The 13,756-nt window shown below is 67.1% G+C and carries 13 protein-coding genes and 1 pseudogene; 8 read left to right on the forward strand and 6 right to left on the reverse strand.

Annotated features, from left to right (window positions below):
- Positions 1-760 precede the first annotated feature (760 nt).
- From AC067M_RS39770 to AC067M_RS39795, 6 genes and pseudogenes are all read right to left on the reverse strand, one after another.
- Positions 761-955, reverse strand: a pseudogene (locus AC067M_RS39770) (helix-turn-helix domain-containing protein); the annotation flags it as partial.
- A gap of 590 nt (positions 956-1,545) precedes the next feature.
- Positions 1,546-2,691 (reverse strand): N-methyl-L-tryptophan oxidase, encoded by a 1,146-nt coding sequence (solA, locus tag AC067M_RS39775; RefSeq protein ID WP_478701886.1) that lies wholly within the window; start codon positions 2,689-2,691, stop codon positions 1,546-1,548.
- Positions 2,692-2,712: 21 nt separating this feature from the next.
- Complete coding sequence (locus AC067M_RS39780; protein WP_478701887.1) at positions 2,713-4,116, reverse strand: NAD(P)/FAD-dependent oxidoreductase; 1,404 nt, start codon at positions 4,114-4,116, stop codon at positions 2,713-2,715.
- Positions 4,113-4,466 carry an SDR family oxidoreductase gene (locus tag AC067M_RS39785; protein WP_478701888.1) on the reverse strand — a complete coding sequence of 118 codons (354 nt, stop codon included), beginning with the start codon at positions 4,464-4,466 and terminating at the stop codon, positions 4,113-4,115. The genes AC067M_RS39780 and AC067M_RS39785 overlap by 4 nt, the downstream gene beginning before the upstream one ends.
- 13 nt (positions 4,467-4,479) lie before the next feature.
- Entirely contained in the window at positions 4,480-4,965 is a 486-nt protein-coding gene (locus tag AC067M_RS39790; RefSeq protein WP_478701889.1) for a RidA family protein, read from the reverse strand.
- A gap of 49 nt (positions 4,966-5,014) precedes the next feature.
- On the reverse strand, positions 5,015-5,695 hold the full coding sequence (locus AC067M_RS39795; protein WP_478701890.1) for a haloacid dehalogenase type II: 681 nt from the start codon (positions 5,693-5,695) through the stop codon (positions 5,015-5,017).
- A 144-nt stretch (positions 5,696-5,839) separates the two neighbouring features.
- Here AC067M_RS39795 and AC067M_RS39800 point away from each other — a divergent pair, with 144 nt between their 5' ends.
- From AC067M_RS39800 to AC067M_RS39835, 8 genes are all read left to right on the forward strand, one after another.
- The gene (locus AC067M_RS39800) at positions 5,840-6,124 is read left to right on the forward strand and encodes a hypothetical protein (protein ID WP_478701891.1); all 285 of its coding nucleotides are present in this window, start codon (positions 5,840-5,842) and stop codon (positions 6,122-6,124) included.
- Positions 6,125-6,763: 639 nt separating this feature from the next.
- Positions 6,764-7,450: a GntR family transcriptional regulator gene (locus tag AC067M_RS39805; protein ID WP_478701892.1), complete on the forward strand. Its 687-nt coding sequence runs from the start codon at positions 6,764-6,766 to the stop codon at positions 7,448-7,450.
- 1,073 nt (positions 7,451-8,523) lie between these two features.
- Positions 8,524-9,009 carry a RidA family protein gene (locus tag AC067M_RS39810; protein WP_478701893.1) on the forward strand — a complete coding sequence of 162 codons (486 nt, stop codon included), beginning with the start codon at positions 8,524-8,526 and terminating at the stop codon, positions 9,007-9,009.
- A gap of 121 nt (positions 9,010-9,130) precedes the next feature.
- Positions 9,131-10,237, forward strand: coding sequence for an alanine racemase (locus AC067M_RS39815; protein ID WP_478701894.1), 1,107 nt, complete (start codon positions 9,131-9,133; stop codon positions 10,235-10,237).
- Positions 10,238-10,310: 73 nt separating this feature from the next.
- On the forward strand, positions 10,311-11,045 hold the full coding sequence (locus tag AC067M_RS39820; protein WP_478701895.1) for an SDR family NAD(P)-dependent oxidoreductase: 735 nt from the start codon (positions 10,311-10,313) through the stop codon (positions 11,043-11,045).
- Positions 11,046-11,373: 328 nt separating this feature from the next.
- Positions 11,374-11,727 (forward strand): cupin domain-containing protein, encoded by a 354-nt coding sequence (locus AC067M_RS39825; protein ID WP_478701896.1) that lies wholly within the window; start codon positions 11,374-11,376, stop codon positions 11,725-11,727.
- A 427-nt stretch (positions 11,728-12,154) separates the two neighbouring features.
- Positions 12,155-13,261 carry an ABC transporter substrate-binding protein gene (locus AC067M_RS39830; protein ID WP_478701897.1) on the forward strand — a complete coding sequence of 369 codons (1,107 nt, stop codon included), beginning with the start codon at positions 12,155-12,157 and terminating at the stop codon, positions 13,259-13,261.
- The coding region (locus AC067M_RS39835; protein WP_478701898.1) for an ABC transporter ATP-binding protein at positions 13,254-13,756 on the forward strand (503 nt) is incomplete at its 3' end. The genes AC067M_RS39830 and AC067M_RS39835, both read left to right, overlap by 8 nt.

The following is a 13,756-nucleotide window of genomic DNA, read 5'->3' on the forward strand; positions in this document are numbered from 1 at the left end:
GTTCTGGCTGTGTGAGTTCCCCGAGAGCGGTGCCGTGCTCGTCGAGCCAGTCGAGCAGTCCCAGGGCCCGGCGCAGTCGCGATCGCATCTGGTGCTGTGTGCTGGCGCATAGCGGGCGGTGCCGGTGGGCCCGGCGGATGCGATGGAGCAGATACCAATGGGTGAAGGGGGTGACGAGCTGCCGCTGGGGGAGCGGTGCCTGGGCCAAGAGGGTGTCCGCCCAGCGGGGCAGGGCCTCCAATCGTTCGTCGCGCGGCGGCAGCACCGCGGCGACGACGAGGACGTCGCGGATGTAGCGAGTGGTCGGCGTGTTGGGGAGATCGTCGAGCTGTTGGTGAGTGATCTCCTCATCAGAAATGGCTAGCTGGGACAGGAGGGCGGCCACTCCGGCGCAGGTCAGCCAATGCGCCACTCTGCGGGGGTGTCCTGCGGCGGCGAGAGCCGAGTGGAAGTTCCGCCGCTGTGCGGGGACCGTTGTGTCTTGCCCACCGAGAGCTTCGGCCAGTTGTTTCGTGGCGAAGCAACGGGTGCACAACTGCTCGCGGAAGATCCTTTCGCTCGTGCCGCAGCGCAGGCACGCGTAGGTGACATCGACTCCGGCGCAGGGTCCACAGATGCCGGCCCCTGCTTCGGTGGAACCGATGAGTGGACGTTGCTCTTCGCACTGTGGGCTACAACCTGCGAGCAGTGATCGCTGATGGGGAGGCGCTGCGTGGCGCGGCGCGGGACCTCCTGCCGCCCGACTGGCGTCGATCGGACAGGTGGACTCGCTGATCCCGAACCCGGCGGCGATCTTCGCGAGGGTGGTGTGTTCGCGCAGGTACACCAGTGCCACCATCGCGCGCTGGGACGGGCGGAGCTTGCAGCGCCGGTCACCCTCGCGGGTGACGACGAGCATGGTCACCCACTCCACGAGCGCATGCGGCAGGTCGAGTGCGGCAGGATAGATGACCAACGAGGCCCCCGAGCAGCGTGGTTGAGACGTCAGACATCTCGATCAACAGCTCTGGGGCCTCGCTCGTTGCGCTTCATGGACCGTCACCTGATCGGTGGCCAGCTCGAAGAAGCTCAATGCTGAAGGTAAGTTGGGTCAGGATCAGCAGCCGCAGGAGCGGTGACAGATGCTTTCAGGTCCGCTCGCGCGCAGGCTTCGCGGACCGGACGGTTCGGCGGGTCAAAACGCGGGAGATGAGATCGGTCATGAGGGTGCCCGTCAGTTTCTGGGTGTGCTGAGTACGGGCGTACGCGATGGCTCCGGCACCGTCTGCGCCATCCCGCGCGGAGGGTCCTCGGGCGCCCCCCCGGGTGGGCCGACGTCCGCCGCCTCAGCCTGGGGATTCGAACCCCGCCGACCGCCCGTGACCGCGAGGGCCCCGAGCAGGGCCCAGGACGGCGGCCGGGGCGAGGACGGCCCAGGGGGGCGCGTTCGGCATACGGCTGGTTCTCGGCATCGTTGCGGGACATCAAGAGATGAGTCCCGCAACGACCGTCAGACGAATGGCGATTCCGAGGCTCTTGCGCCGAGGCGGCGGAAGTGGGTGTTGGTTACCTGGTCTTGAACCGGTCCGGACGCACGAAGGCCAGGCCTTCGATGGTTTGCTTGCCGAGCGCCTCGTGTGCGGCGATGTGGCCATAGCCGGTCGCCATCTTGAAGCCCTTTCCGGAGAATCCGGTGGCGCAGTAGATCCTGCTGTTCTCATCCAGCCAGCCGAGGAGGGGATGCCTGTCCTTGGTGAAAAGGTCGGGGAAGGCGTCGGAACGCGCGATGGTGGGGATCAGACCGGGGAAGAACTCGGTGACGATCTCGGTGACCTTTTCGATTTCTTCCCGGGTGAGTTCTCTGGGCACGGAGTCCGGGTCGGGGGTTGCCCTTGCGCGCCCGGCCAGCGGTCCGTCCACCGATGCCTTGACCGTCACGCCGTCGACGGCGGGTGCGCCGTACATGGAGCGGTCCTCGTACCACCGGCTGAAGATGGGGAAGTTCTCCGGCGAGAATTGCGTGCCGTCCTGGGCGATGAACCAGGTCAGGACGATCCGATGGGTTTCCGTGACGGCCTTGAGGTGGTCGGGCATGAGCCTTCGGGACCAGCCGCCCGAGGCGACGATGACCTTCTCGAACGTCCAGGTTCTGTCGCCCGAGGTGACGACCACGCCGTCTTCGGTTTCGGTAATGCTGTCCACCGGTGTGTTCTGAAGGACGGTGGCGCCGTTCGCCTGGGCCGCCGCGACGGCGGCGCTGACGGCGCGGTCGGTGCGCAGGACGCCGGCGCGGGGGTCGTAGACGGCGCAGTCGTCGGGGCGGAGGTTGTGCTGGGGGTAGCGTTCGGCCATCTCCTCCCGGCTGAGGACGTGGTGCTCGGCCCCGTTGTTGCGCGTTGTCTCGAGGAGGCTGTTGATGAAGTTACTGTTCGCCGTCCCGATGGACAGACCCCCGGTGGTCGTGAGGATTTCCTGCCCGGTTTCCGCTTCGAGCTCGGCCCACAGGCCGCGGGAGCGTTCGATGATGGGGTAGTACTCGGGCTTGCCGAGGTAGACCATGCGGAACAGACGGGTGTCCCCGCCCACGGCACTGCGGCCGTGGGCGGGGGTGGCGGCCTCGAAACCCACTACCGAGTCGGACAGCCGTGAGGCCTGCCACAGGGCCATGCTCCCGATGCTGCCCAGGCCGATGACTGCGAGCTTTGCGTCCATGAGAGCAGTTTTCCTTTTCGTTTACTCGTGAAGTCCGGCGAGCCTGCTGCCGAATCGGGCCAGGAGTGAGGTCTTGCTGGAGCCCCTGCGCTCTTCCCACCGGTCGGCGATACCGAAGAGCCGGTACATGGCGTGAACGCCCAGCCAGCGGATGGGTTCCGGTTCCCACTTCCGTGCCCGGTAGCCGACCCAGGGAAGGGTGGTCCGTTCGGTTTCCTTCTCGAAGGCGAGCTCCACGAGAGTCCTGCCGCCGACGTAGGCCGACGTGACGCCGTGGCCCGCGTAGCCGGTGGACGACCCGATCCCCGCTGCCGGGTCCCAGTGCACGCCGCCGTTCCAGTCCCGCGTGACGCCCAGGACTCCCGACCAGGCGTGGTCCACCTCGAAGGGGATGCCGGGGAAGAAGGAACTGAGCTTGTGCGAGATCAGGTCGATGGTGGACTGGGCGGTCGCACCGGCTCCCCCGGTGCCGGACCCGAAGCGGTAGGGGACACCGCGGCCCCCCATGGCGATCCGGCCGTCCGACGTCCGCTGGGCGTAGATGAACGTGTGCGCGGAGTCGCTGAGGCACTGGAGTCCTTCCCAGCCGATCTGCTGCCATGCCTCCTCCGACAGAGGCTTGGTCACGATCAACGAGGAATTAACCGGGATCAGGCTCCGGCGGCCAAGCAGCTGTCCCGAATAGCCTTCGGTGCAGATGAACGTCCTGGCCGCGGTGACGCGTCCGTTGGCCAGGGTGAGGGTCTTGTCCGCGACAGTGTCCACTCGGCTGCCCTCGTAGATCCTGACTCCCATGGAGGTCAGGGTGTCGGCGAGGCCGTAGACGAGCTTCGCGGGGTGGAACCGCGCGCAGTGCTTGTAGAAGAGCCCGCCGTGGACGGTGGAGATGTTGATCCGGCTGCGGAACTCGTCCTGGTCGAGCATGTGGACTTCGTCGTCGGTCAGCCCGTACTTCAGGTCGGCATCACGCCTGGCGACCAACCGGCCCAGCCCCGCCCGAGTGTGAGCGGCGACGAGCGCGCCTCCCTTGTGCTGATCGGCATCGATGCCCTCGGCCTGGAGGATGTCCAGGACCGCGTCGACGCCGGCGACGAATTCCTGCTGCAGTGCCCGGCTCGCCTCCAGCCCTCCCCCGGCGCGGGCGAAGGTGGCACGGTTTCCCGGAGGCATCGCCGAGAGCCAGCCACCGTTGCGTCCTGACGCGCCGTAGCCCACCTGTTCGGCCTCGAAGACGGCGACCGAGAGCGATGGTTCGAGCTTCTTGGCGAAGTACGCCGCCCACAGTCCGGTGTAGCCGCCGCCGACAATGGCCACGTCGACGGAGTCCTGGCCGGTGAAGCGGGGAAATGACGGCCTCTTGTCGGCCAGCCCGGCCACCCAGAAGCCGAGCTCTCCGTTTCGGGGTAGTGCCGCAAGGGCGTTCATGTGTGTCCTTCTTCTGTGTCTGGGAACCGTGTGGGCCGGTGCTGGAAGGCGGTGTAGCCGCCGTCGACGGGGAGGGCCGCCCTGGTGATGTACGAGGACTCAGACGATGCGAGCAAGAGGACGGCGTCGGCGATCGCCTCGGAGGTGGCGAAGCGTGGGAGCGGGATCTGCCCCTCACGCTCGCGGCGTGTGGCCTCGGGGGCGGACCTGCGTCGGCAGGACGCCTCGATGACTCGTTCGACGCTGTCTTGCATCGCGTCGGCCGGCACGATCGGCGCTTCGGAGTGTCGATCATGCCGGCCGAGGGCGTCGAGTGCCTGTTGAAGCCGGGCCACCGCCGCACTGCTCATGATTGGCTCGCCGCTACACCGCAGCGCAGATCACCTGGATCTCGACAGGGGTGTTGAGAGGCAGCCCGGCGACACCGATCGCGGTGCGGGCGTGCCGTCCGTTCTCACCCAGTACCTCGATGAGCAGTTCACTGGCCGCGTTGGCGACCTGCGACTGCTCACCGAAGTCCGGCGTGCTGGCGACAAAGACCAGCATCTGCACGATCCGGACGCGGTCCAGGTCGCCCACCGCCTGCACGGCGGCGGCGAGCGCGTTGAGCGCGGCATGGCGTGCGAGCTCCTGCGCGGCTTCCAGCTCGACGTCCCGGCCGACAACGCCCTGACCCAGCAGCTCGCCGTCCTTGAACGGGAGTTGGCCGGAGAGGTGGATGGTGGAGCCCACCGTCCGGTGGGGCACGAGGTACGTGGTGCCGGCGAGGACGGGTAGCTTCAGTCCTAGGGCCTCGAGCCTTTCTGAAGCCGAGTCACCCCTGACGGTTTGAGGCAGGGGCCGACTCACGCCGCCACCACCTTGCTGTGGATCATTTTCTCAGTTCTCCGCTCGGGCGTCAGGGGCGCGGCAGGCCGAAGAGGACCGGGAGGTCGGCGATGTCGGTGATCCGCTCGTAGCCGAGCCAGTGTTCGTCGTGCTCCCAGCCGCGGTCCATGTACACCTTGTTCTCGATGCCCATGATCGCCGCGGAGCGCAGGTCGTACATCGGGCTCGCGGAGACGTGCACGAGCTCATCGGGTGTCACACCGAGCTTCTCGAACGCATACTCGAACGCGCGGAGCCGCGGCTTGTAGACACCCATCTCCTCGGCGCTGATGACGACCTCGAACGGGGCCTTGAGGTTCTCCGCGAGGCGCACCGCATGCGCGGTGTCGCTGTTCGTGATGATGACCAGCGGGACCTCCTCAGCCAGGCGGTTCAGCGCCTCGGTAACACCGGGGTACGGGCCCCAGGTGGGGATGCGCTCGTACACCGCCCGCGCCTCGTCCTCGCGGTATTCCAGGCCGACCTTGTGCAGTGCACGCTCCATGGAACGCGCGACGACCTGGTGGAACGGCTGGTACGCGCCCGTGCACTCGTCGATCCGGTACGCCTTGCAGATCCGCAGGAACTCATCGGCGACCTCGGCCGGCAGCCGGTCGCCCAGGACCTCACGCATCGTGTCGTTGATGCTGAACTTGATCAGCGTCCCGTTCATGTCGAACGTCACGAACTTGGGCTTGACGTCGAATCCCATCTGGTCCTCCTAGTGCTTCAGTGGAGCAGCTTGGCGCTCTGGTCGAATGTCGACCGACGTGGTCGATTGTCGACCAAATGAGGCTTGAGTGTCAACAGGGTCAGAGGAGCGCCTCGGACATGCCTGGCGCTGTTCCACTTCCGCATGAACGAGGTGATCCGCCGGGTCGGGCGCAATCGGCTCTCGGCCGAGGTCGCCTCCGAGTTCGTGTGGACCGGCAACCAGTACCCGATCGACGAGCGCCTTGGGGAGTGCAAGCAGTGCCATCAGGTCGTGGTCCACTCGCTGGAACGGACCATGCGCAGGTTTGGCGTGGAGTACCCGGAGAGCGACGGTCCGGCGGTGTACGAGGAGATTCCCACGTGGGGCGCGTACCCCGGTGTCAGCGTAGGTGCTGGAGACGCTTGGTCGAGGAGTGCCCGTCGGTGATCGTGGTGAACGCCGACGACGCGCATGCGATCGCCGACGTTGCCGACCTCCCCGTCACGTTGTGCAGGATTCGGGGACCACGGCTTGGAGTGACACCGGACCTTACCGGCTCTCCGTGCGGGTGTGCGTCACGGAGGCAGTCTTGGATTGCTGAGACCTAAGAGAAGAAGGCAATCCCGCGACCCACCAGGGCAAGGTGTACGAACGCCGGGTGTGGCTCATCGAGCAGGCCGCGAGCATCGGCAAGGTCACCTGCCAGCCAGGTGCTCGGCTTCTCAGTGAGACCTGGTACCGACTGGACGAAGAAGGCCGAAGAGTCGGCGTCCGGAGATGCGAGAGTGCTGCACTGCGTCGCGCGTCCTGAGCCGCCGAGCCACGGACCGCCGCGCTCCCCTTGGTCGGGCTGCATCCCGCTGCAGGTCCACAAGGACCCGCGTCCGGACCGGCATCGGCCTGACAGCCAAACGGCACCTCCCGAGACACCGACCCGTCACCGCGACCCGTGAGCCGGACGGGGCACCGCTGCGAATTCAGTGAGTTCCGTGCCGGATAGCCCACTTGAGGTATGGATGGAAAACCGGCAAGGGTATAGTCGACAACCGACCAAGTGGTCGACAAGTACTGAGGGAGGGCGCCGGGGTGGACCACAAGTTCGAGTGGCAGGAGCAGCGGATGACGACACCGGACGGCGTCTACCGCACGCTGCGTGCCGCCATCCTCGACGGGACCGTACCTCCTGGGGGACAGCTGCGCGAGGCGCACATCGCCGCGGATCTCGGGATCAGCCGGTCCCCGCTGCGCGAGGCGCTGACCAAGCTGGAGGAGGAAGGGCTCGTCGTCAAGATCCCCTACCGTGGGGCGTTCGTGGTAGAGGTGAGCGCTCGGGAGGTCGCCGAGATCGACTCGGTCCGGCTACGTGTCGAGCCGTACGCCGCGGAGCTCTCAGCTGAAGCACTGCGCGGTCCTGAGCGGTCGCAGTTGCTGCAAACTGTGGAGGATCTCCGTCGGGCGATGGAGAAGGACGACATCCCGGCCAGCATCGACGCACACCTTCGATTCCACAGGCTCTTCTACGATCTCTCGGGACACGGCGTTCTGCAGAGTCTTTGGCACGGCTGGGAGACCAAGCTGCGTCTCCACCTCAGCGTCGATCACCGCACGTACAGCGACGACCCGCATCAACTGGTCGTCGAACATGAGAGGTTGGCCGCGGTTGCCTTGGAAGGCGACACGGACGCGTTCCGCCAGGAACTGGCTGCCCATTTCCCCATGGGGCTGGGGGCCCAGACGGGAGAGCCAGGGGAACGTGCTCCCGGGCATGCATGAGGCCATGCCGCCTGCGTGAAGTGTCCAAGCCGGCTCGCCGCCGTGACGTTGTAGACCAATGCCCGAAGTAAGGATCAAACTCGCGCTGTTAACGCGTTCTTGTAGCGGATCTTGAGTGAGGGTTTGCCGCCCGCCGGCACGGTGGGGCGGGTAGGGGCGACGGGGCGTTTACGGCTGCGCGGTCAGCTGCGCGGGCGGGTCCGTTCTTCTAGGAGAGGGCGGGTGGTGGCGGCCTTCTGTCATACGCGCGGCTTCTACCGTGGAGCAGTTGGCGTCGACTCCCGTGCGCTCGATCATCCCGGGAAAACCTTCAGCTGGGTGTCGTCGGCAGGCGTGGATCTCCGACTCCATGCCGCGTGGGCCGCGCGAGTGCAGTAACCGGCCTGCACAGCGCCGGCTGGTGACGACGTCGCGCCGGGGTCCCTCCGTCGATTCAATCTCCCACCCGCGCGCGTACCAGGCCATCGTCTCCAGGAGGCGCGTAGCGACACCACCGGCATCGGTGTGGGCTCGCGCTGCGGCTTGGCCACCTGCGAGAACCACGCCCGTGTCATGTATAAGTCATTGCACCAGATCGGCGTGGGTGCCGCGTACGGTCGTATCCCGGCACGCAGGGTGGTATGCCACACCTGCGATATGGCCGAGACGGCGCACTGACCGTATGGTGCGCTTGTCACACCCGCATCACCGGTCGCCGATGTCCCTCCGAGCATGCGTTCTTGGTCGGCCCGGACGCCGTCCCTGATCGCTGCCGCATCGTCCGGGCCTCAGTACATGCCCGTCCATACCGAACCGGATGAGACCGGTGAGCCGGCGCGCATCGGCCGTCGCTCCCAGCCGCACGTGGTGTTCCGAGGTCGCATTCGAGGCCGAAGTTCGTATTGACAGTGCTCAACGGCCCCCCATATGGTCGACAAACGACAAGGGCAGCGAGTTTAAGCCACCATGCGGCCTTATATCGCCACTGTTACTCGAGAGGAGAGCCGAGTACAGATGATCAAGATTCAGACGAAGCGGGTTCTCGTGGACAACTGCGTGGGCATGTGCCCTGTTCCGTCCGCGGAGGTGGCGCGATGAGCCGGTTCGTGACTTCGGCAGCGGACACCGGCTCGGCTTCCGGTCGGCTCCAGGCCTTGGGTCTGGCCCTTCCCGAGCTCCGTGAGAACCCGTACTACGTGCACCACCGGAGTGTGGGCTCCAGCATCTACATCTCGGGCCAACTGCCTTACCAGGATGGCTGGTTGCTGGGTCAGGGCATTGTCGGCCGGGACGTCGACCTGGAGACGGCGCGGGAGCTCGCGCGCCATGCCGCGCTCAACTGCCTCGCCGCCGCTGTGCAGGCGGTGGGGGATCTGGAGCGGGTCCGGATCGTGCAGATGCTGGTCTTCGTGGCCAGCACGCCGGACTTCGGTGAGCAGTCGCAGGTCGCCAACGCGGCCAGTGAGCTCCTCCTCGAGGTGCTGGGTGAGAACGGGCGGCACGCGCGCACGGCGATCGGCGTCGCCGGGCTGCCGGTCAACAGCCCGGTCGAGATCCAGATGGTCTGCACCGCGGTGTAGAGCGGGCAGGACGGCGGTGTACGCCAGCGCGCGATTCCGCGGGCGGCGCGCATTAGGCAGCAGAGGGGAGCCGGCACCTGCGCCCCCGATCATTCCCAGGCAGAATCACAAGGAGGGCAGCGTGAACCGGCTGCAACAGGCACTCGACGCTCTGGTCGAGCGGATCGACACCCCCGCGCCGATCGTGCTGGTCGACGTCATGCAAGGCAACATCGACCGCATCCAGGGCTTCGCCGACCAGCACAGCCTCAAGGTCAGGCCGCACGTCAAGACGCACAAGTGTGTGGAGATCGGGCGACGCCAGATCGAGGCCGGTGCGGTCGGGATCACCGCGGGCAATGTCGGTGAGGCCGAGGTCTTCGCCGCGGCCGGCTTCGACGACATCTTCCTCGCCTACCCGATCTGGGCCGCGGGATCGAAAAAGCCCCGGATTCGCCGGCTCGCCGAGTCCGCCCGGCTGCGGGTCGGCGTCGACAACGCCGCGGCGATCGAGGCCCTCGCCGACGCGATGGGAGACGAACCGGACCGCCTGGAGGTCGTGATCGAGGTCGACTGCGGCGCCCGTCGTTCCGGGGCGCCGCCCGAGCTCGCGGGCGACCTCGCGCTCGCCGCCCGCAAGCGGGGTCTGGTGCCGGTGGGCGTCTTCACCTATCCAGGTCACGGCTGCGCCGGCCGGGACGCTCGCCGGCGCGCCGCGCAGGACCAGGAAGCCGCGCTCACCACCGCGGTACGTAGCCTCGAAGGTGTCGACGTCACCGCAGAGGTGGTCAGCGCCGGCTCCACCCCTACCCTCGAGTTCTCCACGAGCGGCGTGATCACCGAGATCCGTCCCGGCGAGTACGTCTTCGGCGATCTGAACAATGCCCGGCTGGGCTCCTGCACGGAGGACCAGATCGCGCTGTTCGTCGCCGGCACCGTGGTCAGCGACTGGGTCCCCGACCAGGTCATCGTCGATGTGGGCAACAAGGCCCTCAGCCGCGAAGGCAGCCCCGAGATCGGCTACGGCGGCATCGCCGGCACGAAGGCGGTCCTGTCCAAGGTCAACGAGTACCACGGATTCCTCCCGCTGCCGGACGGCGAGTTCCGCCCCAGCGTCGGCACCGTCGTCCCCGTGGTGCCGAACCACGTGTGCCCGGTCGTCCTTGGTTTCGAGGAGCTGATCGTCACCGACAGCACGGGCACGTCGCTGGAGCGGTGGCCGGTCGACGCCCGCGGGTTCCTCAACTGACCGGCGCCGGGGACGGGACCCTCGTACCCGAGCCCGCGAGCCGACCGACTTCCCCCGCAAAGGAGTGCCTGACATGAGACTCGACAACGTCACGGCCTTGGTGACCGGTGCCAGTAGTGGCATCGGGCAGGCGGTGAGTGCCCACTTCCGCCGCGAGGGCGCGCGACTGCTGCTCACCGGCCGCAGGGAGCGACTCGACACCGCCCAGCCCGACGACCTGTACGTTCCCGGAGACCTCAACGACGAGGCGTTCGTCGAGCGCTTGGCCAAGCAGGCCGCGGAGTCCTTCGGCACCGTCGACGTCGTCGTCCTCAACCACGGCCTTCAGGCGGTCAGTCCGCTGACCGAGATGGCCTATGACGACGCGAAGAGCGTGCTGGAGAGCAACTTGCTCAGCGCGTTCCTGGTGATGAAGCACTTCGCGCCGCTGATGCCCGAGACAGGGGGATCGTTCGTCTGCGTCAGTTCACGGCTGGGCATGGTCGGCATGTCCGGGCAGGTCCTGTATTCCGCCGCCAAGGGCGGCCTCATCATGCTCGCCAAGGGCGCGGCGATCGAATGGGCCCCGCGCAACATCCGCGTCAACGTCGTCGCTCCGGGCCTGACCGTCACACCGGTCATCGAGGCGGCCTTCCAGCGCAGGCCCGACCCTGAGGCCTACCGTCGCGAGCGCGAGAGCACGATCCCGCTCCAACGCCTCGCCACTCCTGAAGAGGTGGCTGACGCGGTGCTCTTCTTCGCATCGTCGGAGTCGTCGTACGTGACCGGATCAGTCCTCACCGTCGACGGCGGCTACACCGCCTTCTGATCACCCCTGCTGGGCATCACTTCCAGCAATGGGCTGAACGACCTGCTCACCGTCTCGCCTTCTGCCTCGGGCGACCACTGATTGCGGCATGACCGAACGACCACGAGTCGAGCGCGTCCCCCATTCGCCGCACTCGAACGGTGCCCCCCACAGTGCGCCCGTGCCGACAACCGCATCCGAGCCACCCGGCCACCCGCACCAGCCGCGACACGTCGCCAGTCTCCGCACACCGAACGGGCCACGCCCACACGTGCGTGCCAGACGCCGCTCTGCAAGGGCTCATCGATCGTGGCCGCGGTTACCAACTTCTCCAGCTCAAAAGGAAAACATGTCGCTCCTGAAGGCCATCGACACCAATCCCTCCTTCGCGCCGCGCGAATCCGCCCCGCTCCCGGAGCGCCTGATTTCCGGCAACCCCACTTTCCGGACCTGGGCCCAGGACGTCGCCCGTGGGGAGACGATCCATACGGGCGTCTGGGAAGCGACGCCCGGCGAGATGCGCTCGGTCAAGGGCGAGACCTTCGAGTTCTGCCACATCCTTTCCGGCGTCGTCGAACTCACACCCGAAGGCGGCGAGCCGGTGATCTACAAGGCAGGCGACAGCTTCGTCATGAAGCCGGGCTACGTCGGTGTCTGGAAGACCATCGAAACCGTGCGCAAGATCTACGTGACCGTGATGTGACGCCGATGCCGCGCGACCCGATCATCTTCGAGACCTCCCGCGAAGCTACCTGCTGAACAAAGTCGCCGGGACCGATGGACCGCTCGGCACGTCCCTCAACCGCAGGCCCCACTCTGCCTCACCCCTCACGAGAGCCCTCATGCTGCGGCTCTGGTGAGGACCGCCCCCCAATCCGCTGGTCACCGACTGTCACGGCTCCAGCTTCCCCACCGCCACCCATCCGGTCTTCTAGCCGGCGTCGCCACGACCACAAGGTCGTCGGGGATCTCGATCCACGGCGAACACGCGCCCAAAGCGGCGATCGGCAAACGCAAGCGGGCGATGCTCTGTCGGCGTTCGCCACCCTGCACCCCCCACCCCCCCCGCACCCGCGAGGTAAAGCCCCCGCACAGCTGGTCCCACGCGTCCCCAGACGAGGAGTACTGCCATGAGTGATTCCATGATCGGTCGTAGAGCGCTTCTGCGAGGAGCCGGCGGCCTGGCCGCCCTCACCGCTCTTCCCTCGCTCGCCGCCTGCGGCACCGGCACCAGCCGGGATGTCTCGTCCGGCGGAGGCAAGGGCGGCAGCAAGACGGTGGTCGTCCGCGACAGCGGCGGTTCCTACGGTGCGGCCCTGCAGAAGGCGATCTACACGCCGTTCACGCAGGAGACCGGCATCAGCGTCAAGGTGCTCAACCTGGACGACGCCCCGCTGCTCGCCCAGATCAAGCAGGGCCGCCCGCAGTGCGACCTCATCAACAACTCGATGATGTCGCACTTCAAGTACGTGGCGCAGGACGCGCTGGAGACGCTGGACCGCGACCGGATCAAGAGCCTGAAGAGCGCGAAGATCCCCGAGAGCCAGATCACCGCCCATGCCATCGGCCACAGCTTCTACGGCCAGTGCATCGCGTACCGCACCGACGCCTTCGGCGGCAAGAAGCCGGAGTCGTGGGCGGACTTCTGGGACACCAAGGCGTTCAAGGGCGACCGTGCGATGGTCCACCCGGACGGTGACCTGCCGGAGCTGGAGTTCGCGCTGCTGGCCGACGGTGTGCCGATGGACAAGCTGTACCCGCTGGATGTGGACCGTGCCTTCAAGGTGCTGACCCGGCTGCGGCCCCACATCAAGAAGTTCTGGGACAGCGGCCCGCTGCCGGGTGTGCTGCTGAGCCGCCAGGAGGTGACGATGTCCACCGTCTGGGACGGCCGGGTCGCCGATATGCAGAAGCAGGGCATCCCGGTCGAGCGCCAGCTCAACGGCATGCGCCGTCAGTTCCAGGGCTATGCCATCGCCAAGGGCGCGGCCAACGTGGACGCCGCCTACCAGCTGATGGACTTCTCGCTGCGTGCCGAGAGCCAGGCCAACCTGGCCAAGGCGTTCCCGTCGAACCCGTCTTCCCCGCTGGCCTACGAAAAGCTCACCGAGGACGAGCGCAACGCGCTGGCCGGTGCGCCGAAGTACTACGACAAGGGCTTCGACACGGACGTCGACTGGTGGCTGAAGAACGAAGCGGCCGTCACCAAGCGCTGGCTGGAGTGGGCTCGTGGCTGATTTCGGTATCGCGACACCGTCCGTGAAGGTGGCCGGCGTCAAGCCCGCCACAGCGACAGGCAAATCGCTGTCGGTGATGGCCCTGCGCAAGACATACGGGGACGTCGTCGCGGTCGACGAGGCGTCCATGGAGATCGCGGCGGGAGAGTTCGTCACCTTCCTCGGCGCCTCGGGGTCGGGCAAGACCACGACCCTGATGATGATCGCCGGGTTCTGCGAACCCGACTCCGGCACCATCACCGTCGGGGACCGTGACGTCACCCGGCTCGCCCCGCAAAAGCGCAACCTCGGCTTCGTCTTCCAGCAGTACCTGCTCTTCCCGCACATGACCGTCCGTGAGAACGTCGCCTTCCCGCTCACGCTGCGCGGGGTGGCCAAGGACGAGATCCGCAAGCGCGTGGGGGAGACGCTGGAGATCGCGGGTCTGTCCGGGTTCGGCGGCCGCAAGCCGCGCGAGCTGTCCGGCGGTCAGCAGCAGCGCGTGGCCCTGTGCCG

The sequence above is a fragment of the Streptomyces sp. NPDC043427 genome, assembly GCF_056436655.1.